The following is a 23,494-nucleotide window of genomic DNA, read 5'->3' as shown; positions in this document are numbered from 1 at the left end:
ACGCCCGTTACCATTTCGATGTCGCGGATGCCGGAGTTTCTGACCAGCATGCCCAGCACCAGCTGTTTAACCGCAGGCCTGCAGCCGGCCCTGGCATACTCAAACTGGAACTGCTTGCCGCAGGCACGGCACAGAAAATTCTGCCTGCCAGTGCGCTTTACACCGTTTTTGACTACCTTCATACTGTGGCAGTAGGGGCAGTTGACCTGGATAGTTATCTCGCACATAACTTCCAACAAACACCCTTGCTGCCATACTTATTCCCAAATCATACACTGAAGACCACAACCAAAAATTTAAGCATAAAAAAAACCCCGCTGAAACCAGCGAGGCTTTTTTATAATATCAGATTATAGTTTACTTATTACCGTCTACTTCTTCGTAGTCTACATCGGTTACACCACCATCGTTGGCAGCAGCACCTTGCGGACCACCCGCCTGGCCGTTGCCCTGGCTGTCACCGCCTGGGGCACCACCCGGCTGTCCACCACCCTGCGTAGCGGCATACATCTCCTGAGAGGCTGCACTCCACGCATTGTTCAGGTTCTCCAGGGCTCTGTCGATACCGGCTACGTCTTTTGAACCGTGTGCTGTTTTCAGTTCACTTAACGCATTCTCGATGTTCGACTTGTTACCAGCAGACAGCTTGTCGCCATACTCCTTCAGCTGCTTTTCAGTTTGGAAAATCATGGAGTCGGCTGAGTTCAGCTTCTCGATCTCCTCCTTCGCCTTCTTGTCGGCTTCGGCGTTGGCCTCTGCTTCCTGGCGCATCTTCTCAATTTCCTGCTCGCTCAGACCAGAAGAAGCCTCAATGCGGATTTTCTGCTCTTTGCCAGTCGCCTTATCCTTTGCCGTTACGTGCAGGATACCGTTGGCATCGATATCAAACGTTACTTCAATCTGAGGAACACCACGTGGCGCTGGCGGTATATCTGCCAGGTGGAAGCGGCCGATGGTGCGGTTGTCGCGGGCCATTGGGCGCTCACCCTGCAGTACGTGAATCTCCACAGACGGCTGGTTATCGGAAGCAGTTGAGAAGGTCTCAGACTTCTTCGTAGGAATGGTTGTGTTAGACTCAATCAATTTGGTCATTACGCCACCCATTGTTTCGATACCCAGAGAAAGCGGCGTTACGTCCAGCAGGAGTACGTCTTTTACTTCACCGGTTAATACACCACCCTGTATGGCAGCACCAATGGCAACTACCTCATCCGGGTTCACACCTTTAGAAGGCTTCTTGCCGAAGAACTTCTCCACTTCTTCCTGTACTTTCGGGATACGTGTAGAACCACCTACCAGAATCACTTCGTCGATATCAGAAGTTGACAGGCCAGCGTCCTGGAGTGCCTTCTTGCAAGGGTCCATAGAGCGACGGATCAAGTCATCAGACAGCTGCTCGAACTTCGCGCGGGTCAGCTTGCGTACCAGGTGTTTCGGCACACCGTCTACCGGCATAATGTATGGCAGGTTGATTTCTGTCTCGTTAGAAGATGAAAGTTCAATCTTCGCTTTTTCTGCAGCTTCTTTCAGGCGCTGCAGTGCCATAGGGTCTTTGCGCAGGTCAAGGCCTTCGTCTTTCTTAAATTCATCAGCCAGCCAGTTGATGATTACCTGGTCAAAGTCATCACCACCAAGGTGTGTGTCACCGTTGGTAGAAAGTACTTCAAACACACCATCACCTAACTCAAGTATGGAGATATCAAAAGTACCACCACCTAAGTCGAACACGGCAATTTTCTGGTCGATGCTTTTCTTGTCTAGTCCGTAAGCAAGCGCTGCTGCTGTTGGCTCGTTAATGATTCGCTTCACTTCAAGACCCGCAATCTGGCCGGCCTCTTTCGTGGCCTGGCGCTGTGCATCGTTAAAGTAAGCAGGCACCGTAATAACGGCCTCGGTTACAGTGGTACCCAGGTAATCTTCTGCAGTAGCCTTCATCTTCTGAAGCACCATGGCAGAAATCTCCTGTGGTGTATACTGTCTGTCTCCAATCTCCACACGCACGGTGTTGTTACCGCCCTGTACTACTTTGTAAGACACCTGTTTTGCCTCTTCGCTTACCTCATTGTAGCTGTGGCCCATGAAGCGCTTGATAGAAGCAATAGTGTTTTGCGGGTTCGTGATTGCCTGGCGTTTTGCAGGGTCACCTACCTTACGCTCGCCGTTTCCGTTGTCTAAAAAAGCAACGATAGACGGAGTTGTTCTGCGGCCTTCGCTGTTAGGAATAACCACCGGCTCGTTACCTTCCATTACGGCAACGCAGGAGTTGGTTGTACCTAAGTCAATACCAATTATCTTTCCCATTCTATAGTTTTATTATATTTTCTAAATTCTTATTTCTGAATTAAATTTTTCCTGTTGTCTTTCTTATAACAACCCTTGTGCCAAGGGGGAAATAGTACTTTGTTTCTGTCAATCTGTCACTTTCTGTGCAATGGTCTTCGCTTTTGTCCGAATCATGCCAAGTGCATACCTTAAGGACCGACAGAATTTCCTGTGCTATACTATTTAGCTGCTCCACAAGGTGGTAACAAGGTGTGGAGTGGTGCAAGCGAGAGCCTTTGCCAGCATCGGGAGGTGGCAAACAAAAAGGCCCGGCGTAAACCGGGCCTTTTGCAGTCTGTTTTCAAACTTTAGAAGATGATGCTGGCTGAAGGCAGGGCCTTCAGGATTCTCTCTTTTTCTGTTTCCGGAATCTTATTTCCAACTAATATCAAGGTTTGCAGGTTTTTCAGCTTTTCGATCGCTTCGGGCATTTGCGTCAGCTGGTTGTAGCTCAGGTCCAGCAGTTCCAGGTTCTCCAGCCGTGTTAGTTCCTCCGGCACTTTTTTTAGCAGGTTGTGCCCCAGCAAAAGCGTTTGCAGTGAATTTGCCTTGCCCACCTGGTCGGGCAGTGACGTGAGCTGATTAAAGTCCAGGGCCAGAATTTTCAGCTCCTTCAGGTTAAACAGCGCCGGAGGCACCTCCCGCAACTGGTTCTGCGACAGTGACAAATTCTTTAGCTTCCGGACCTTCCCAATGTCAGGTGGTAATGTTTCCATGTGGTTGTAGCTTAGGTTTAACGTATGGAGCGAACGCATGCGCCTCACCTGCGGCGACAGAGTTCTGATTTTGTTCTCGTTGAGGTGCAGCACCTGTAGCTGGCGCAGGTTGGCAAACCCCGCAGGCAGTTCCGTGAAATGGTTGTGGCTGAAGTCTATGTTCTGCAGTGCCTTGAGGGTATAAAAAGAAGCCGGTAGCGCGGTCAGTTCGTTTTCGCTGAAGTTTATTTCCTGCAGCAGCTGCAGGTTGCCTATCTCCGGGGCCAGAAAGCTGATTTTGTTTTTCATGGCGTTGATGAACTGCAGGTTCACCAGCCCACAAAGGTCCGGCGGGAAGCTGTAATAACTTTGCTGCCGGATGTTTAGGCGGTATACTTCTTCTTTCTGCCGCAGCGCCTCCGGAACATCATAGTATACTTTTGCGGAGGCCAGCTCCTGTGGAGGCAGCAACTTTGCCTGTGCATGGGTTTTGTGCGGTTGCCAAGCGGCCAGAAGTATAAGTCCTGTAAGTATGAATCGCTCTGTCTTCTGCATTGATTTTTGTTATGAAAGGATAAGATCTATAGGAGTAAATGTTTCTCCAGTAACCCTGGCTTCATCCTGTGTATTTTTTGCAACAACTTTTATAAAGTGATTTGCCAAGCCTGTATTTGTGGGAGCAAATGTTAAACACAGGCTATGGGTACTGAACCCATAGCCTGTGTTTAACATTTGCTCCATTCAACTATTGATTCACCTGCAGGATTCTTGTTGTTGACTTTTGGTCGTTCACCTGCGTTCTTACTAGGTAAATAGTGCTGCCTGATGTTGGAGAAGGGCTGAAGTCATAGGTATACTCTCCGGCATTGAGGTTGCCGTTGAATAAAGTTGCTACCTTGTTGCCTTGCATATCCAGTACTTCCACGCTTACGTAGCCTTGCTTCGGAACTTCTACCTTTACTTTAGTAGTGGCCTGGAAGGGGTTAGGGTAAACTCCAATCAGGTTCTCAGAGACCGAAGTAACTGCAGGTTGGTTCTCCTTACCCAGAAACTGCTTGCGTGCAAAAACAAACGTTACATCCCTGTCAAACTGTACTTCATTTCCTGCAGCATCTGTAAAGGTAGCGGTGTTGGCTCTGCTTGGGTGCTGAATCGAAATGAAGCCATACTTAAAGTCAGGGGAGAAGGTGAGGCCGGTAGATTCAGAGCCAAAAGGTGTGGTCATGAACAGCTCCAGCTTTGGGTTTTCCGGCGTGTGGTCGGGGCGTACTACCCATAGGTTGTTGCGGCCACCATCCTGCAGCGCCCACAGGTTGCCTTCTCCATCAAAAGTCAGGTTATCGATACCCGTTCCCCAGTTTTCCATCTGGCTACCTCCGTTATACTTTACCTCATACAAGTTCGGAGTTACCCATGCCTCAATTCCAGATACCGTCATACCATCGTCTTTAAAGCGCCAGATGGTTCCTGTCCCTTTAGAGGTAAAGTACATTTTGCCGTCTGGGCCAAACTCGACATCCTCCGGATTTCTCCAGTTTGTTCCACCTACCGCAGAAGCCAGGTGCCGGGTGTTGTTCCGGTCAGCTTGAGTTTTGTTTGGTACTGCAACCCATGTACCCGTAGTTGCTGTTTCGCTATCGCGCTTCAGTACATATAAGGTTCCTTCTGAAAGATTCTCCGGTTCATTGGCTACAAATTTATACACACAGCTGGAACCGCCATCTTCTGCCTGGTAAGTAGTAACCCTGTCGGTGCTTATGGCTATGTTCTCAGTGTTCTTGCGGCCCATAGCCCAAAGCTTGTCTGGTTTCCCGTCGCCGTCATAGTCACGGATTTTAGCTGTAACCGGGTCTATTTCTACCTGCCAGCCTACGTCCTGGTATCCATCGTTGTTAGCGTCACCCAAGTTGAAAGATTCTTCTGTTGTAATCACTGTTCCCCAAGGTGTGATACCACCTGAACAGTTTCTTGTTGTCTGTACTAGTGGAGAGAAATCAACTTTTCTGACTCCTTCTACTTGCCAAAGGTTCGTTGCCTCATTCAGGAGCAGGTCCAGTATAGATACGCCGCCAGGGGTGGTTTCGTGGTTAATGGAAAGATATCCTTTCTTGCTGCTGCCTGCCACCGGGATAAACGCTGTGAAGTCGTTATTGCCTGGCATGGTTCCGGTGGTACCATCTGTATAAGTGGTAAAACCTGTCTTGGCCAGCTGCTGAATAGTGTGCGTTTCTGAAGGATAAGTTATTGTCTCAGACTGCCCGTCTGGCTTTACGGAAGTAAAACTGCCAATCTTGTTTTTGTTTGGTGAGCCGCTTCCTGCAGCGGTTACTGATTGTGCAGTTGCTTGCTCAGCCGTAACAGCAGCAGAGAAGATGGCAGCAAAGAGCAGTCTTTTGTAGAACTTGTTCATAGTTGTTTAACTGGTTTATGAGATAAAATTTCCAATGCCCAAAACAACTGCATTAAGTTTACTCTAGCGTTAGTGAATGTTTAACCAATCATTATGAATGCAGGGCTGGTGTTACCCTGCTGTTATGTTTGCTCCCGTAAACACACAGGTATACAGAACAGGACCTTTTGTTAACCATAGGATAACCCTTGCATAAAGTACAGGTAACAGCAGACTGGTTACTTTGTCATCATCCTTAACTCTGTTATCTCTCCATGGCATATAAAGGCTTACCAACTGATAAAGTTAAACTGATGCCCGTGTTACTGCTGATGAGCATGTGTCTGTTTGCAAGTATTGTGCTGACTTCATTTAAAGCAGAGACCTTAAGAACGGATCAGGTGGCCGTCACCGTCAGGCAAAGCCTGGTAGAAGAGATGGCTGCATTAAAGCAGCAGTCGCAACTACTGGCGGAGACGCTGGAGTTACTGTCGCAGGAACAGGTTTCGCCTGAGCAGGCGCAGGAAGCATTTTACAGAGTGAAGCAGGCTTATAAAAGAGTCGAGTTCATGGCGGAGTACCTGGACCCGGAACTGGCTAAGAAAATCAATGGGGCGCCACTGCCGAAAGTACTGGTAGAGGAGGCAAACTACCAGACGCTCCACTTTCAGAAGCCCAGTGTCAGGACATTTCCGCCGGAGGGGCTGCAGGTACTGGAAGAGCTGCTGTTTGCGGAGGAAGTAGAGCCAGGTATGGCGAAGAAGGCAGTGGTGTTGGCGCATGGCCTGCAGGATGCGGTGTCGCTCATGGCCGGCTCCCTGTACCAGCAGCCATTGTCTGACAAGCAAGTCCTGGAGAGCCTGCGTGAGCAACTGGTGCGGGTAATGGCAATGGGTATAACAGGTTTTGACGCCCCTGCGGCCGGAAGAGAAATCGCCCATGCAGCCGTGGCCCTGCAGCCGGTATTGATTGCTGCGCAACAGTATGAGCGTGCTACAGGTGGCAAGGCCAGGACTTATAGCAGCAAAGCGGCACAACACCTGCAGCAGGCTGTTTTATACCTGCAGCAGCATCCTACATTTGGTACCTTCGACAGGCTATACTTTACAAGAGAACTGGCTGACCCCGCGTATGCGGCACTAACGGCGCTGCAGCAGGAACTGCTACCAACAGCTGCTTCCGTACACAAACCAGTAAATGACCATGCAAGCAGCCTTTTCAGTGCTGATTATCTGCAGGCGGCCTATTTTGCTAAGCAGGACCGGAAAGAACAGAAACCCGAGCTGGTAGAACTGGGCAAAGTGCTTTTCTTTGACCCGGTGCTGTCGGCTAACAACGAGCGTTCCTGTGCTAGCTGCCACGTTCCTTCCAAAGCCTTTACCGACGGGCAGGCCCGCAGCATAGCCTTTGATTTTAAAGGAACGGTACAGCGCAACTCGCCCACGCTGCTGAATTCCGTTTTCAGTAATGCCTACTTCTGGGACAGCCGTGCCGTATACCTGCAGGACCAGGTGCCGGATGTCGTGGTGAAATCAGATGAGCTGCATGGCAACTACGAGGAAGTGGTGCAGAAGCTACAGCAGAGCCCGGAATATAGGAAACTCTTTAAGCGTGCTTTCTCCAGCCCTGCAGATAACGGATTAAACACAAACACTATCAACCGGGCCATTGCGGCCTACGTGCAAAGTCTAGTAGCACTCAACTCTCCCTTTGACCAATACATGCGCCGTGAAACAGAGCAATTGGGTGCATCTGCGAAGCGTGGCTACAACCTGTTTATGGGAAAGGCTGCCTGTGGTACCTGCCATTTTGCCCCCACTTTCAACGGCACTGTACCACCACGCTACCTGGAAAGCGAAACAGAAGTATTGGGTGTAACAGCCTCAGCGGATTTCGCGCATCCTCAATTAGACGAAGACTTGGGACGTGCCGGTATTATTCCGGCGGATGCTTGGAAGCACTCCTTCAAAACACCTACTGTACGGAACGCAGCCCTTACAGCACCTTACATGCACAACGGCGCTTTTACAAGCTTAGCAGAAGTGGTAGATTTCTATGATGCAGGCGGCGGAGCCGGCCTTGGACTGGACGTTCCGAACCAGACCTTGCCCGATAGTCCGCTCAAACTGACAACGCAGGAAAAGCAGGACCTCATCGCCTTTATGGAGTCTTTGACCGATACAGCTACTGTTTTTGAGGTTCCTAAGCGGCTCCCAAGGTTTTCAAAGAATACTGGTTTGAACGGTAGGCCTGTTGGTGGCCGTTATTGAGGGGAAGATATAAGCTGACTAATATTAATATAATTCTCTAATAGAGCCTAGCCTATTCTGAAGTACCGGGTCCAACCACCCCTGCCCCTCCTTGTCCAAGGAGGGGAGCCTGCATCTGTAGGTGTTCAGGGCTTTTCCATAGTTGGTAGAATACAGCTAAAATTAGTCAGCACGAAGTGAAACTGTTTCCAGTCTTTGGATTGGGCGCCTTGTAAATGTTGCGGTGCCGAACGCAGTGAGGCAGCCTGAGCAGAGCGATGCCCAAAGACGAGGCCTCTCGGCCTAGAGAGCAAAGACAGGTAAGATGTAAAAGGTTGGCTATGAGTCGCTGGATAAGGTTATGCTACGGCAGCTTAGCAAGGAAATTTAGGAGAAGTATTATACTTTTACCAACTGAATGCTGTGCATGAAGTTATATTGTATTTTGTATACAGGTTTAACCCACCCCTAGCCCCTCCGAGGAGGGGAATCATGCTGCAGCTATACGAAATTGTATTGCGCACGAACCAGCAAAGCATTGTATCAATACTGCCTCTATTCACGGTGCATGTAAAGCAGAAGGGCTCAGCTGAATACTGAGCCCTTCCATGGTCCTTGTACTACTTACTTCTTAGTTGACAATGTGTCGTAAATAGGATCCTTCCCCTCATATTTGAACCAGTCGAAAGTCGCTTTGCTTTTCGAAGGTTTACCCTGTGAGGTGGCGTACATACCCAGTGTGGTACCCACGAAGCCGCCGGATACGCGCGTACTTAAGAAGGTGCCGTCCACGTTGTCCTGCAGTAGTTTCCAGTCACCTTCTTTGGTGCTATAATAAAAGCTGATATTGCCTTTGTCAAATTCCGTTTTCAGGTAAAGCGGTTTGCCTCTTTCACTTCTGCTGAGTACTTTCTCTGCCAGTACGGTGGTGGTGCCATTTGCAGAGCCACCTGCTGGTTTTTCTGACTTTAGCAGCTGTACTACTTCTTTGCCGTTAGACATGGTTTTGCCTAGTGCATAGTAGTTGTTCTCGCTCTGGAAAGCGGCTATTCCTGCAAACTCATTGGCCGATGTCGGTTTAAAGCTAATTTTGGTACTGGCACTGCCCGTAACATGCTGCTGTCTTCTGGCAACAAAGGAAAGGTTCTTTTTATCTGATAAGGTGGCCGACTGCAGGTTCAGGGTGAGGCTTCCGGCAGGCTCACTCAGGCTGTACCATTGGGCGCGGGGCGTGCGTAGGAGCAGCCAATAGAAGGGTAATTTTCCCTCCTTGAAATCTTCCTGTTGCACGAAGTTGCCGCTCAACGGAAACTTAGGCTTTTCTGCTGCTGGCAAGTTTGGGCGCTTGTAGGAATATTGTACCTCCTCGAAATCAGCATTGATGATTGGCCAACCATCTTTCCAGGTTACAGGCGCCAGAAAAGTTTCGCGGCCTATGTTGTAGTGGTCTTCTTTGTCGTAGGGGCGAGTGGCTAAAAAGATAGCCCACCACTCGCCGTTTTGTGTTTCCACCAAGTCGGCATGGCCTGTGGCAGATATAGGATTCTTTCTGTCGTTCGGTAAATGTCGCTGCGTGAGGATGGGGTTGTTCTCGTACGGCACGTATTCCCCCATCACATCTCTGCTCCTCAAAATCACTTCAGAATGGTTCACGCTGGTGCCGCCTTCTGCCGCCATGAGGTAATAATAGCCGTCCTTCTTATAAATGTGCGGCCCTTCAATCCAGACTGGTTTTTTCGAAATGTCCACACCACCGTTCACCAGGATCTTCGGAGAGCCCACTGTTTTCATGTTCTTGTAGTCGAATTCAATGATGCGGATGGTGCGGTGGCCATCGTAGAGCGGCTTGTTATCGGGCGCCTCGCTGTTGTATGTGATGTATGCTTTTCCGTCCTCATCAAAGAAGATGGAAGGGTCAATGCCGCTGACCTCCCGAAGCCAGGTGGGGTTAGACCATGGACCAGCCGGGTCGGTGGCTGTCACCACAAAATTTCCACCGTTGTCTATGAGGGTGGAAATCATGTAGAAGGTGCCGTCATGGTGGGAGATAGCAGGGGCAAATATTCCTCTGCTTGCGCCCAGGCCATCTAGGTCCAGTTGCTCAGGCCGGTCCAGAATGTTGCCTATCTGGGTCCAGTTTACTAGGTCTTTGCTATGGAAAATAGGCACACCCGGAAAGAAGGAAAAGGAGGAGTGAATCATGTAGTAGTCGTCTCCTACACGCGTAATGCTGGGGTCAGGGTAAAAGCCTGGCAGGATAGGGTTCTGGAAAGTATCCCCGTTCTGCGCAAAAGCAGGTGAGTTGCACAGATAAAAAAGGCAGCAAACCAATAATAAGGCTTTTTGAAGTATGTTAGTTCGTAGGTTCATATTTTAAAATAATTAGATGCCACAAGAGTTTTAACAAATAATCTGTTTTGCCCTTGTTGGTGTTTTTACCAACAAGTACCAGGTCGGCAGAAGGAAAAGCTGATATAAACGTAGAAGAACTCCTGCTGCTAAAAACCCACCCCTACCCCCTCCGAGGAGGGGAATTCCTGCAGGAGTAGAGAGACAGGAGTGGGTTCAGTTTCAACACCTACACTCCATATTAGTAGGATATAGATGCTTCAATAAATTTATTGATTTGCCTTTTCAGGCTGATAATAGCTTTCCGGTGGTCCCAGGTAGGATGGCTTTAGACCGCCTGTATCTACCACTATCTTTTGCAGCACCACACCCGGGTCTACCATCCAGAACTTAAGCACATGCTCTCCTGGTTTGTCCACTTTATGGGTGGATGTCTGGATGTTAATGTTATCGGCTACCCACTTATTCCAGGCACCTTCCGAGTTTTCCTTGTGCATGTTGATGATTTGCGGCTCCGCATCATCAATGGACACGGCGAATTTTAAGCCGTCGGAGGCGTTGAAGTTAAGGGTAGGAGACAAGTAGGCATATACCTTCACCTCACCTGTGTTTAGTAGGTGCATACGGTACTCCAGGCGCGGGCTGTCACCGCCTGGCTTTTGGGTTTCGGCTGTTACAGGAAAAGGTGTCATCGCTGACATCGTCTTACCCAGGTCCGGGATAAGCTGCCACTCGATGGTACCGCCATCTACGGCACGGGTATAATGTTCTGCTTCCATGGACACATAGCCGTTGCTTTCCACAAAACCTTTTACCATGCCCGGCTTCAAATCAGCAGGGTTATTCACGACAGCCTGTACTTTTACCGTTGTATTGTTTGGCCCGGAAATCGTGATTGGAACGCGATGAAAGCCTGTTGGCGCTTTCTGCCAGTCTACGCTTACCAGCAGCCGTTGCTCTTTTTCTACAGTGCCTTGCACGGAGGAAATATTCAGCCACGGTGCACCCGTCTGCACTTTATACGTGAAAGGCTCCTTGCCCTGATTAAACAGCTCGATGTAATGCGTTTGCTGGCCGAAAGGCGTGAATGCAGGCAGTTCTGCCTGCTGCTTCTCCAGTGGCCACCAGGTATTAGAGCCTTCTACGGCCACGCCCATTTTGGCTCCGGATGCCACATTCACAAGCTTTACAGTTGGCATCACGTCTTTCTCCGGTTGCTGCCAATAGGTATAGCTGATGTGTGTCTGGTCCATCATGTGGCTCCACTTGCCACCTGCTAGTTCCTCATTATAGTACTTCATCAGCTCCTGGTCTTTCTCGAACAGCTCACGCACCTTAGCGGCTATGTCGTTGGCGGCGGCACGGTTTTGTTTGGCATAGAGGTAGTTCTTGCCTGTGGTAATGTGCAGTTCGTTGAGGTTAGCAGAGGCTTTTACCGGGAAAAGCACCAGCTGATAATAGGCGTCTTTATACTCGGAAGGTAGCTTCTCATAAATTTGCTCTGCTTTCTCTACCAGTTGATTGTACTCCTCCACCACGCGCTCCGCTTCACGGTAGTTCGTCAGGCTGTACGTTTCTTGGGATATCAGTTCAGGCTTACGGCGGCCATTAAACTTGGAATACTTAGCCAGGATTTCCGCAATAGGTTGGGCGTACTGGCTTCCAAACTGCTCCTCTGCCCATTGTATGGTATATTCCTGCAGACGCTCTGCCGGCCACTTATCCGGGTTCCAGGCATAGTCGAGGAAGAACTCCAGCGGGAACTCCACCGGCTTGATGTCGCCCACGTTTACAATCCAGATGCGGTCGGCGCCGTACTTGTGCGCCATGTGCATCTGCTCCCATACCCTTGGAATCGGGTTTGTGTTCAGCCATTTGTAGTTTCTCGGGCCGCCTACATAATCAAAGTGGTAGTAAATGCCGTAGCCACCGGAATGCTGCTTTTCGCCCGGCTTCGGTAGCTTCCTGATATTGCCCCAGTTGTCGTCTGCCAGCAGCAGGGTCACATCATCCGGCACGCGCATGCCTTTGTCGTAGTAGTCCTGCACCTCTTTGTAAAGCGCCCATATCTGGGGCGTTTCAGATGCTGGTTTTCCGGTTACATCGGCTATGATTTGGCGCTGGTCGGCTACAATCTGCTCCAGCAGGGCAATGTTACTGCTTTCAGACATCGGCTCGTCGCCGTCACCGCGCATGCCTATGGTCACGATGCTTTCCTTGGTGCCCATGCGCTCCATGCCTTTCCGCCAGAACGCCTGCAGGTTTTCTTTGTTCGTGTTGTAGTTCCAGGCCCCTTTGCCATAGCGTCTCCACTCATCATGGGCGCGTGTTAAAGGCTCATGGTGTGAGGTGCCGAGCACCACGCCATACTCGTCTGCCAGAGGGGCACTTAGGGAATCATCGTCATAGATGGCATTTCCCCACATGGCTGGCCAGAGGTAGTTGCCTTTCATGCGCAGCAGCAGCTCAAATACTTTATCATAGAATTTATGGTTGAATCCACCAAACTTCTCCTTAGACCATCCGGATAGCGCCGGCGCTTCGTCATTAATAAAGAAGCCCCGGTATTTAATAGTCGGCTCTCCCTGCGTGTGGCGGCCCGGCAATACATATACATTCTGCTTTTTCTTTACCGGCACATCTGCCCACCAATACCAGGGCGAAACCCCTATCTCGTCTGACAAATCATACATGCCGTAGATGGTGCCGCGCTTGTCGCTGCCTGCAATCACCAGGGCCCTGTCTACCCCGCGCATCGGCTTTTCCACTACCTGAATCAGGGAGGCTTCCCAACGGCCGGCTATACCGGCTACGTCCAATTTCCTGTCACGCACGAGCTTGTCGATGAGAGGGCTTTTCCCCAGCGTTCCTACCAGCACAATTTCCTTCGCCTTTGGGGCCTTCTTTCCTACTGTGAGTTGAGGTTCTGCATTCGTTACCTGCATGATGTCTGCCTGCAGGTGCTTTGCTACCCGGGCAACGCCAGGATAATCATCAGCGCTAACATAGATAGGCGCAGACTTACCACCGGCTGAAAGCGCAAAGCGGTTCAAACCTTTTTCTGTGGCAATGTAAGAAGGAGGGACATCGGTAGCGAAAGCTGCCTGTGGACCAGCCAAAGTAAAGAAGAACAGCAGCACCAGGCAAAGAGGCTTACGCCACCAGTCTGCTGTTGCTTTGCCTCGCTGGTTTTGCGAGCGGTAAAAGGGGTATGCTATTGTCATAATATTAATGTGTTAGCGAGCCGCTTTACGCTTTAAATAGCGACTCCTGTTACTAAAGTTCTACCTGTTTCATTTTAGGTGACAGGAAGTGCATGATGAGCCACGCTACGACATAGGCGCTGCCGCAAACGGTGAAGATGATGTTATAACCGGCAAGAATGTTGCCAATGCCTTTGTAGTAGTCCAGTATAAAACCGATGAACAGCGGGAACAGTGCGCCTCCCACAGAGCCAGCCATGCCACCGATACCTACCACCGAACTCACTGCCTTTTTCGGGAACATGTCAGATACCGTTGTGAAGATGTTGGCGCTCCAGGCCTGGTGTGCTGCCGCAGCTAAGCTAATCAACCCTACTGCAATCCAGATGTCGGAGGTATAGCGGGCAGCCATAATCGGCACTACCAGTAGCGCGATAATCAACATGGCTGTTTTACGCGCTTTGTAGACTGCCCAGCCCTTCCGGATAAAATAGGAGGAGAGGTAACCGCCACCAATACTGCCAATAGTGGTAGCGGAGTACACTATCACAAGGGGCAGGCTGGGCTTGCTCAGGTCCAGATCGAAGGTGGTGCTGAAGTAGGAGGGAAGCCAGAACAGGAAGAAATACCAGATAGGATCTGTGAAAAACTTGCCAGCGATGAACACCCACGTCTGTCTTACAAACAACAGCTTGCCCCATTTTACAGGTGTCTTGTCGGCTTCAGCCCCGGCATCTTCATTGTCGCTGTGAATGTATGCATATTCGGGCTGGCTCAGACGCTTTTGCCTGGAGGGGATTTCATAAAATATCAGCCAGAAGATCAGCCACACAAAACCAATGGCTCCGGTAGCGATAAAGGCTTCCTGCCAACCATAAGCGCCCAGCATCCAGGGCACCAGGATAGGAGCCACTACAGCGCCAACGTTGGCACCGGAGTTAAACAAGCCTGTTGCCAGCGCCCGCTCCTTTTTGGGGAACCACTCTGCCACCGTTTTGATGGCGGCCGGAAAATTGCCTGCCTCCCCGATACCCAATGCAGCTCTGGCCACTCCAAACCCGAAGGTGGATCTTGCCGCGGCATGAAACATAGCCGCCACGCTCCACACCACAATAGAAATAGAATAGCCCAGCTTGGTGCCTATCTTGTCGATGATTCTACCGAAGATAAGCATGCCCAAAGCATAGGAGGCCGTGAACGCCATCACAATGCTGCCATAGTCACTTTCTGTCCAAGCAAACTCCTGCTCAAGGGCAGGCTTCAGCAAACCGATGATTTGCCTGTCGAGGTAGTTGATGGTGGTGGCAAAGAATAGCAGAGCACATATCGTCCAGCGGTACGACCCGATTTTCTCCCTCCTGGTAGTTTTTTCTGTCATCAAAGGTGCATTCATGGCAGTGGTTATTCTTCTGATTGATGAATAGTGTTGGCAAATTTCTGCAGCAGGCTTCCTGTGTTTCCCATGCAGGAAGACTGCAGCAGAAGATTCCGCTTACTTGCTGTTTAATGATCTTTCAATACCCATTTCCAGTCCGCGCAGCTCTGCCAATCCGCGCAGGCGACCGATGGCGGAGTAGCCGGGGTTTGTCACCTTGTGCAGGTCGTCGAGCATCTGGTGTCCGTGGTCCGGGCGGAACGGAATAGGTTGCTCCCGCTCTCTGTTGATGGCGACAAGTTCTTTCATCACGCCATACATGTCTACATCCCCTGTCAGGTGGTCTGACTCATAGAAGTTTCCGATGCGGTCTTTTTTTACATTGCGCAGGTGGGCGAAATAGACACGGTGGCCTACTGCCTTCAGGATCTCCACCGGGTTGTTATGCGGACCTGCGCCCAAAGATCCGGTGCAGAAGCAAATACCATTAGGAGCCCGGTCTACCCTTTCCAGAATGTACAACAGGTCTTCTTTGTTGGAGGCAATACGGGGTAACCCTAAGATGGGGTAAGGCGGATCATCCGGGTGAATCGTCATTTTGATGCCGGTCTCTTCACAAACATCCATAATGGATTCTAGGAAGTAAGCCAGGTTCTCGCGTAAACCAGCATGACCTATGTTCTTATAGATTTCGATGCTCTCCGTTAAGTGTTCCAGCGTGATAAATCCTTCCATCGGAACACCCATCCGGATGATTTCGCTTAGTTCATCTAACTGCTGCTGTGAAAAAGAAGCATATCGCTCTTTTGCCTGTTGCACTACCTCTTCTGCGTAATCCTGCTCCGCACCTTTTCTCTTCAAAATGAACAGGTCAAATACTGCCAGATCTGCCCAGTCAAAATACAAAGCTTTGGCGCCATTCCACATTTCTAATGCCAGATTGGTGCGGGTCCAGTCGAGCACGGGCATAAAGTTATAGCACACGGTGCTGATGCCGCACGCTGCCAGGTTGCGCAGCGTCTGGCGGTAATTGTCGAGGTACATTTCGCAGTCTGCGCTGCGGGTTTTGATAGCCTCGTGCACCGGCACACTCTCCACCACTACCCACTCCAGGCCAGCAGCCTCTATGATGCGCTTGCGCTCCTGTATTTCTTCCAGAGGCCACAGGGCGCCATGCGGTATATGATGCAGAGCAGAAACAATACCTGTGGCACCTGCCTGCTTTACATCCTGTAGTGTAACGGGATCGTTGGGCCCGTACCATCTCCAACTTTGAGTTAATGACATGCTTTTTATGATAGTTTTAGTTTGTCTGAATGTGCTTATAATTTAAAGGAAGCCTTCAGCAAAATATATTTCCCGAAAATAGTTTAAGTGGTTCTTTTAAGATTGTATTGAGGTGCAATTCCTAAAGATTTAAAACCAGCGTTGTGATGGAAGAAGCGGGTATGCTTACCTCATCAGATGGGGAAACATTCCCCAAGTCTTTAAAGAAATTGCCTTCCATACTTTGGTATCCTTTGAGGGTCTTCACTACCCTGTTTTCTACTTCAACCTGGTACTTCAGATCCCTGCTTTCAGGGTTGATGATAACCAATGTCAGCTGGTTCTGGTCTGGGTGCATATAACCGGTAACCTCCAGCGCAGTTGTGGTGGAGGTTACTTCCACCCGCTGATAACCTTCATCTATGAACTTAGAGAAATGCTTGATCACGTAGTAGAATGGATTAATGGTATAGTTGCCGGAGCCATCTACATAGATCATCGCCTGATCTTTTGAGTTCGGGTCTCCCCATACCAATTCCCAATAGATGTAGCCGGATGAGTGGGCGTACTTCATCGTCTGATGGATGAAGCGGGCTGTTTTAAACCACGGCATGGTGGAATACTCCGTCATGATATTGGGCTTATCTCCAAATCGGGTATGCAGTTCGGTTAACGGGGCAGTGGTCTGGCTAATTTGTGTGCTGCTATTGAAATTGTAGGGATGGTAACCATAAATAGGAGCATGCGCCTTTGTTTTTACTACAGGTGCAAAGTTCAGAAAGGCTTGAATGTTTTCCGTTTCCCCTCCAATCATGATCGGAACATCCGGCCTGTCTTTTATCTTGTCATACACTGCATCAAAAGCCTCGCTGTAGCCTGCCAGCGTGCTGGTTTCTGTTGGAGCCCATTTTGCAGTTGTCCAGCCTGGGTTTGTGTATCCTGGTTCGTTCTGAATGCTGATGTAATCGGGGGCGAAGGCTATGTTATCCAGGACGTCAGACCAATAAGTGGCAAACTCATCATACATGAAGCCGTCCGCATCTTTTTTTAAGGTTCCTTCTCTTAAGTGGTTGTTGCTTTTTAAGGCCGGGGGCGGACCCCAGGAACTGAGCAGGATGTCAATGTCGGGGTTATACTGCTTTGCCTTCTGATAAAAGGTATTGGTGGCATTGAACATGGTCTTGTCACCGGCTGTCAGCATAGTCTCCGGTGATTTGTTTTCCGGGTAGTTCAGCGGGTAGTACCAGTTCTTGAGCCGCAGGATATCCATGCCCAGATCCTCGAACATCAGCTTGTAAAGCTCGTTGCTCTTGCTGCTGCTCACTACCCGGTCGCTGTACCAGGTTAAGGCTCCCCCAAAACCAATCATCTCCTGATAGGTAGTAGCAGGGTCTACAGTAATTTTGGAAGCGGTCTTTGCAGGGACCGGCATTGGAGTAGGAGTGTCTGTCTCTTTGTCGTCGCCACAGGCAAACATAAAAGTGGTGCTTAACAGTATGAGGGACAGGACGACTTTTTTTACGCTAGCTATACTGTTGTACATAAAAGTTTTTTGAGAAAGATGCGGACAAATGCTCTCCTGCTCTCCAGAAAGAGGTATTTGCTACTGTGACCTAAGAAGATAACATTTGTATATGATGGCGAGTAACATCATATACAAATAAGAACTCAAAGTGCCTGATGGCCTTGACGTCATCTATTCCATCGGGCCTATCAGTTCGACAAAGGTTCCGTCAGGATCCTGCACCAACACAAAATGAGTATTCTGGTTTAAAGGTGTAGGAGAATTTCCTAGCAACGGCACATTTTGTTGCTTCAGCCTTTCAATCACCGGCTTTAGTGCTTTTACATTGATTGTAATGTACTGCACCCCTGTGTCATCCTGGATGAAATTTTGTTTAGGATGCGTTGCTTTTTTCCCAAAGCTCATGAGCTTCCATTCATTGGCTTCCGGACTATTCTCTAGTTTTAGGACGGTTACAGCAGTAGGAACACCGTTCGAAAGACCAGAGCGCTTTGAAAATTCTTCATTGATGGTAAAACTATAGGCTTTCACCATGCCAATTCCATTTACATAAAAATCCAGTGAGCGATCCAGATCAGACACCACCACTCCTAAGCCAATCAACTTACTGCTAAAGTTCGATTGCGCATAGGAAGCAAAAGTCATCAGCAATGCAGCAATCAGGAAAGAAAATTTTATAATGTTTTTGCGTTCCTGTATTTCCTCCAGCGGCCAGACAGCTCCATGGGGAATATGGGGAAGCGCAGACACAATGTCTGTGGCGCCAGCCTGTTTTACATCCTGTAATGTAACGGGGTCGTTTGGGCCGTACCAACGCCAGCTTTGAGTTAATGACATATGGGTAGTTTTATTGCTTAAAAAATCAACTGATAATTTCATGGTAATTTTTGGTTTAAAGAAATTCTGGGAGGTAAAGTACTATGCTTATTTGTATTTGTACAGCTTCAGGATTCCATACTCCCCTACTGGAAAGCGCAAGTGTCTTCCCTAGTGACTTAGCTCTTTCGGCGCAATGTTTTTTACCGCTTGTTGTGGAAAACTTTAAATTAGGGCTTCAAATAAACGCTTTCCGGAGGCCCTAAATAGCTAGGCCTTATTCCCCCAGCATCAATTACAAATTTTTGGAAAACAACACCTGGATCTACCATCCATACTTTCAATATGTGTTTACCTGGTTTGACATTCCTGTGAACAGAGGTTTTTTTCTTTATATGGTCAGCTACAGACTTTGTCCACCACTCGGCATATTCGTAATCTGGTTTGATTTCGCCTTCGTTAATGTTAATGATTTGCGGCTCTTCATCGTCAATGGCAACGGCATATTTCAGCCCCTCATTCTTTTTATAATTCTGAATTGGCGAGAGGTAAGTCTCTACTTTTAAATCACCCCCTTCAAAAACAGTAAATTCGTACTCAACACGTGGTGCGTTGTTACCTGGCTTTTGTCTCTCGGCATTTGCCGGCGCTACTGTAATGGAGGAATTAGTACGGCCAAGGTTAGGAACTACAATCCAGCTAATGTTTTTAGAGTTGAATCTGTTGGTAAAATTTGCTGCTTCAATGGATACAACACCATTGTTTTCGATAAAACCCGCTGCCTTGGGAAGATTATTCCGGATAGGGACATTTACGGTATATTCTTTCCCGGCCCCCTTGATTACAATTGCACCGGTAGCTTTCCCCTTGGGGGCTTTGTTCCAGTCGATGTTGACATAAACCTTTTCATCGTACCTAATATTGCCTTCCTTCTTAGACAGTTGGATCCAATCGTTTTTAGCCTCGATTGAGTAGTTTAAGATACCACCCCCTCTGTTGAATAATTCCACATAATAGCTTTGCTTGTTGATCGGGTCATACTCACTGAACCCAGGGCTAAAAAGCCCATGTCCTTCTACGCTAAATCCGCCCCATGCAGGGTTTAGGCCATGTTCCACCATGAAGCCGAGCAGGGCCGAACTATCAGCTTGAATGTAGGATATCGCAGGCATCATATTTGCGCGGGGGTGATTCCAGCTAGTGTATCCAATATGGGTTTGCGACATCATGTGGTTCCATTTGCCATCTTCTAAATCCTCATGAAACTGACGGGTAAGTTCAGCGTCTTTAAAAAACAACTCTTTTACTTTTTCGGCATAAACGTTTGCCGAGGCCCTTCCCTGTTCTCCGTAAAGTTTGTTTTTACCGGCAGCTACGTACATCTCGTTTAGATTAGCGCTCATTTCAATGGGAAAATGAACTAGCTGATAATATGTCGATTTATGACTTTTAGGAAGCTTATCAGAAATGGTCTTGCTTTTATTGAGCAACTGATCGAACTCTTCAATGATCCTATCCGCCTCCCGGTAGTTTTCATGGCTATAAGTATTCGGGCTCAACATTTCTGGAATCCGTCTCGCATTGTATTTGTTATAGAGAGACATGATTTCGGCGATTTCCCGGGCATAATCCTCCCCAAACTGCTGCTCTGCCCAGCTTACATAATAGTTCGGCAAATCGGAGGCTTTCATGTCGGTATCCCATGCATAGTCAAGGAAAAAACTGATGGGGAATTCCATTGGCTTGATATCGCCCACATTTACTAACCAAAGGTCTCTTACACCCCATTCATAGGTTAAGTTCATCTGTTCCCACACGCGTTCTATCTGAGTAACGTTTTGCCACCTATAGGATACTGGTGCGCCAACGTAGTCAAAGTGATAATACATACCATATTTCCTATTGGCGTTCTGGTCTTCTTTCTTAGGGAGAAAACGAATATTACCCCAATTATCATCGGAAAAAAGAGTAATTATGTCATCATCCACTCGCATTCCTTTGTCATAATAATCCTGTACCTCTTTATAAATGGCCCACACTTGCGGGGTTTCTTTCGCTGGTTTCCCGGTCACATCCGCAATAATATGGCGCTGGTCGGCAATGATGGTTTTCATCAGGTCAACGGCTGTCTCTTCTGACATGCCCTCATCGCCATCGCCACGCATGCCCACCGTAACGACGCTCTCGTAGTTACCCATACGCTTGATGCCACCGCGCCAAAACTCCTGCAGTTTTTCTTTATTCGTTTCATAGTTCCAAGCACCTCCATTGAATCGGGTCCATTCGTGGTGGGCTCGCATCATGGGTTCATGGTGGCTTGTAGATATAACAATGCCGTATTCATCAGCCAAGCGTGGATTTTCAGGATCGTCGGCGGAAAAGGCATTGGGGAGCCACATTGCCGGCCACAGGTAGTTGGCTTTATTCCTTAATAGAAGTTCAAACACTTTTTCGTAGAATACATGATTGAAACCTCCGAATTTCTCTTTGGCCCAATTAGTAAGAGCAGGAGCTTCGTCGTTAATAAAAATTCCACGGTATTTTATAGACGGACTATCCGAAACATACCGCCCTTTTTGGAGGTATATCTTATCGTTTTTTTTAACCGGAACATCAGCCCACCAATACCAGGGTGAAACACCCATCTTTTCTGAAAGTGTAAACACCCCATAAGCGGCTCCGCGCCTATCGCTTCCGACAATAACGAGTGCTTGTTTCACTCCTGGAAAAGGATTTTTGATAGTTTGAACGATATATCGTTCCCATTGACCTCTTATAGCATCAACATTTAGTTTCTTTTCAGCAATCAGCTTATCAACCAGGCGATTGTTTCCAATAGTAGCAACAATAATAATATTGCCCTTCAAAGAATTGTCAGAATATGCAATGTTTGGCCTCTTACCAGAAACTTTTTCAATATCGCTAGCAAGAAATTCAGCCGATCTTTTAACCAGTACATTATCTAATGTGTCGTACAAAATCGTTGCTGATGCAGTCTCATTAACTATTGTAAAGTATTTATTCTGGTTTTCACTTTTGTTACTTACCCTTATTTGCGAAAATGATACATAGGGCATTAACATTAGTAATATTAAAAAATTTCTCATGTTTTAATATTTCTTCTTAATTCTTTTTTATAGTCAATGTAACCAATGAATTTGCTTAAAAAGCCATATAATTAACAAAGATTAGTTGCTCTTACGTGCTGCGGAAAATTTCCCACAAGCAAGGGCGAACATGTATTGTAATGGTGTGTTACATCAAATACCACTAATCATAAATCATAAAGTTTAAAAGAAATGGCTGCTCAGTATGAGCAGCCATTTCTTTTAAATATAACTCATCAGGCTAATTAATATCCAGGGTTCTGGTAGAGGTCCGTGTCACCTTCCATAGCGTCTAACTGACCTTGCGGAATAGGGCGCAGGTAGTGATATGGCTGAATGTCGCGCGTAACCGTTTGAGGCGTGTGGTCTCCGTAGGTGTTTCCGGCAATTTGATATGTGCCAGCAAGTTCTTCCCATTTTTGCGTACGTGTCAAATCGAACCAGCGATAACCTTCGCCATAATATTCACGCGAACGCTCTTCCAAGATATAGTCAATGTCTATTACCTCCGGTGTAGCAGCGACTAACTCTGCGCTACGGTCTTCCACTTTGGCCTGGTTTCCGTTGTTGTCCCAGCGCCAGTTACCGGCGCGTGCACGAATAACATTAATCAATTCTCTAGCTGTGTAACCAGCCTGCGTGTTTGCGCCCATCACAGCTGCTTCGGCCGCTACAAAGTAGAGCTCCGAGAATTTGGCAATGTTGAAAGGACGGGTACTGGCGGCATTCGGTTGTCCTAATCCGTCGCCGTTGTCAGTGCGGTGAGGACCAAGCTTCCAAAGCCCCGGGTATACAATCCTGCTGATGTCGTTCGGACCTATTACAAAATCAGATCTTCCGGGTAATTCTCCTGCACCTACACCGCTTTTACCTGCTCCACTAGGGTAGTTGATGGGTGTCGCTGGTTGCTCGTCCAGGAAAGTCAGGATGGCTCCACCCGGTTCAACTGGCAAGCCGTTTGCGTTGTACACTACCGGTGCATTGATGCCTGCTTTAGGCCAATTGCCACGGTAAACGGTTGTAAAGGTACCGTCGTAGCGGGAGTCATTTGTTTTGTCGGCAAAGGTGTTTGTAATTACGCCAATTGTAGGTGCCATACGTGTCCAAGGGCGACCCAGTGCCTGCGCCGCTTCACGCTGCACAGAACTTACAGGATTAGTCCAGTTTGGATCAAGAGCGCTTCTGATGTTGGTATAGTTCCACGTCATCATCCACCCGGCAAAGTTTTCGGGCGCGCCACCACCCGAATAAGTAAGGCTTGCAGCATTATAAAATTCGCTTGTCTCCGTGCGGTCGGCATACAGCAGAATTTCTTTGTTGCGGTCATTTGTCGCTACGTTCACGTCATAGAATGTTTCTTCTAAGCCGAAAGGCCCCGGATTCTGAATGGCGTTGATGGCCACATCGTATGCCTGCTGGAAATACCACTGGGCATCATGACCATCAGGGTCAACTCGGGGAGTCTCCGGAAAAGTAGGAATGTTCTCTGGGTTTAGAAGCCACCATCCGTAGGTGAGGTAGGCTTTAGCCAGGTAAAGGCGCGCAAGCGTCTGCGTTGCACCGCCGGTTACACGTGGGTTTACAGGCAACTCTTCTACCGCTTGCCGCAGATCCGGGAATATAGCTTTGGTATAGACTTCAGGTACCGTGTTGCGCACAGAGGTTCTTGCGGTACTTGTATTGAACGCCAGTTCTCCTGCGCCTAAGTCTAGCGGCACACCGCCAAAAGTTTTTACTAATAAAAAGTAATCGAATGCGCGGAAGAACCTTGCTTCGGCAACCAGCGCATCCGGTATAGTGCCTACTGCGGCCGCATTTTCAATAACACCGTTGGCGGTGTTGATATTAGAGAATGCAGCACCCCACAATACATCGGCACGACTGTCCTGGGGAGTAATTTCTCCCCGGCCAGAAAGGTCCATTACCAGGAAGTTTTGGTCTGCACTCTGCCCGTAGGTTGCTTCGTCGGTACCGGTTTCGGTGGTGTTGTAGTAGTAGGCCTGTCCGTAGATGTAGCGCAAGTGGGCATACATCGAAGTTATTCCTCCCCGAACGCCTCGCTCGGTTTGGAAAAATTCGGGTGTATAAGTAGCGCGTGGCTGTTCATCCAGAATATCCTCGCAGGAACTCAGGGACAGCGCCACCATTAAGGCTGTTCCTATAAAAGCTTTATTTTTTATAAATTTCATCTTTATCCT

At 48.5% G+C, this 23,494-nt stretch carries 13 protein-coding genes and 1 pseudogene; 1 reads left to right on the top strand and 13 read right to left on the bottom strand.

Annotated elements, in window-relative coordinates; genetic code table 11:
• From ACFS7Z_RS18535 to ACFS7Z_RS18520, 4 genes are all read right to left on the bottom strand, one after another.
• Positions 1 to 227, bottom strand: a 227-nt coding sequence (locus tag ACFS7Z_RS18535; protein WP_449301461.1) for a transposase-like zinc-binding domain-containing protein, incomplete at its 3' end; no start/stop codon positions are given.
• Between the two features lie 130 nt (positions 228 to 357).
• Positions 358 to 2,301: a molecular chaperone DnaK gene (dnaK, locus tag ACFS7Z_RS18530; RefSeq protein WP_377487727.1), complete on the bottom strand. Its 1,944-nt coding sequence runs from the start codon at positions 2,299 to 2,301 to the stop codon at positions 358 to 360.
• Between the two features lie 329 nt (positions 2,302 to 2,630).
• Positions 2,631 to 3,572, bottom strand: coding sequence for a leucine-rich repeat domain-containing protein (locus tag ACFS7Z_RS18525; RefSeq protein WP_377487725.1), 942 nt, complete (start codon positions 3,570 to 3,572; stop codon positions 2,631 to 2,633).
• A 190-nt stretch (positions 3,573 to 3,762) separates the two neighbouring features.
• Positions 3,763 to 5,427 carry an alkaline phosphatase PhoX gene (locus tag ACFS7Z_RS18520; protein ID WP_377487723.1) on the bottom strand — a complete coding sequence of 555 codons (1,665 nt, stop codon included), beginning with the start codon at positions 5,425 to 5,427 and terminating at the stop codon, positions 3,763 to 3,765.
• Positions 5,428 to 5,720: 293 nt separating this feature from the next.
• Here ACFS7Z_RS18520 and ACFS7Z_RS18515 point away from each other — a divergent pair, with 293 nt between their 5' ends.
• The gene (locus ACFS7Z_RS18515) at positions 5,721 to 7,676 is read left to right on the top strand and encodes a cytochrome-c peroxidase (RefSeq protein ID WP_377487721.1); all 1,956 of its coding nucleotides are present in this window, start codon (positions 5,721 to 5,723) and stop codon (positions 7,674 to 7,676) included.
• Between the two features lie 603 nt (positions 7,677 to 8,279).
• On the opposite strand, the gene ACFS7Z_RS18510 is transcribed toward ACFS7Z_RS18515, so the two are convergent.
• From ACFS7Z_RS18510 to ACFS7Z_RS18470, 9 genes and pseudogenes are all read right to left on the bottom strand, one after another.
• Positions 8,280 to 10,025: a glycoside hydrolase family 43 protein gene (locus ACFS7Z_RS18510; protein ID WP_377487719.1), complete on the bottom strand. Its 1,746-nt coding sequence runs from the start codon at positions 10,023 to 10,025 to the stop codon at positions 8,280 to 8,282.
• A gap of 248 nt (positions 10,026 to 10,273) precedes the next feature.
• Positions 10,274 to 13,228 carry a glycosyl hydrolase 115 family protein gene (locus ACFS7Z_RS18505; RefSeq protein WP_377487717.1) on the bottom strand — a complete coding sequence of 985 codons (2,955 nt, stop codon included), beginning with the start codon at positions 13,226 to 13,228 and terminating at the stop codon, positions 10,274 to 10,276.
• A 52-nt stretch (positions 13,229 to 13,280) separates the two neighbouring features.
• Positions 13,281 to 14,600, bottom strand: a complete 1,320-nt coding sequence (locus tag ACFS7Z_RS18500) for an MFS transporter (RefSeq protein WP_377487715.1) — start codon at positions 14,598 to 14,600, stop codon at positions 13,281 to 13,283.
• A 99-nt stretch (positions 14,601 to 14,699) separates the two neighbouring features.
• A complete protein-coding gene (uxuA, locus tag ACFS7Z_RS18495; protein ID WP_377487713.1) occupies positions 14,700 to 15,869 on the bottom strand; it encodes a mannonate dehydratase in 1,170 nt (389 codons plus the stop codon).
• A gap of 121 nt (positions 15,870 to 15,990) precedes the next feature.
• Entirely contained in the window at positions 15,991 to 17,391 is a 1,401-nt protein-coding gene (locus tag ACFS7Z_RS18490; RefSeq protein WP_377487711.1) for a glycoside hydrolase family 30 beta sandwich domain-containing protein, read from the bottom strand.
• A gap of 153 nt (positions 17,392 to 17,544) precedes the next feature.
• The gene (locus tag ACFS7Z_RS18485) at positions 17,545 to 18,018 is read right to left on the bottom strand and encodes a VOC family protein (protein WP_377487733.1); all 474 of its coding nucleotides are present in this window, start codon (positions 18,016 to 18,018) and stop codon (positions 17,545 to 17,547) included.
• 27 nt (positions 18,019 to 18,045) lie between these two features.
• A pseudogene (locus tag ACFS7Z_RS18480) lies at positions 18,046 to 18,210 on the bottom strand (mannonate dehydratase); the annotation flags it as partial.
• 209 nt (positions 18,211 to 18,419) lie between these two features.
• Positions 18,420 to 21,296: a glycosyl hydrolase 115 family protein gene (locus ACFS7Z_RS18475; protein ID WP_377487709.1), complete on the bottom strand. Its 2,877-nt coding sequence runs from the start codon at positions 21,294 to 21,296 to the stop codon at positions 18,420 to 18,422.
• Between the two features lie 245 nt (positions 21,297 to 21,541).
• A complete protein-coding gene (locus ACFS7Z_RS18470) occupies positions 21,542 to 23,485 on the bottom strand; it encodes a RagB/SusD family nutrient uptake outer membrane protein (protein ID WP_377487707.1) in 1,944 nt (647 codons plus the stop codon).
• Between the last annotated feature and the right edge of the window lie 9 nt (positions 23,486 to 23,494).

It is taken from the genome of Pontibacter toksunensis (genome assembly GCF_042686245.1).
Classification (GTDB): Bacteria; Bacteroidota; Bacteroidia; order Cytophagales; family Hymenobacteraceae; genus Pontibacter; species Pontibacter toksunensis.
Note: the sequence above shows the minus strand (reverse complement) of the source record. Positions and strands in the feature narration are given on the sequence as shown.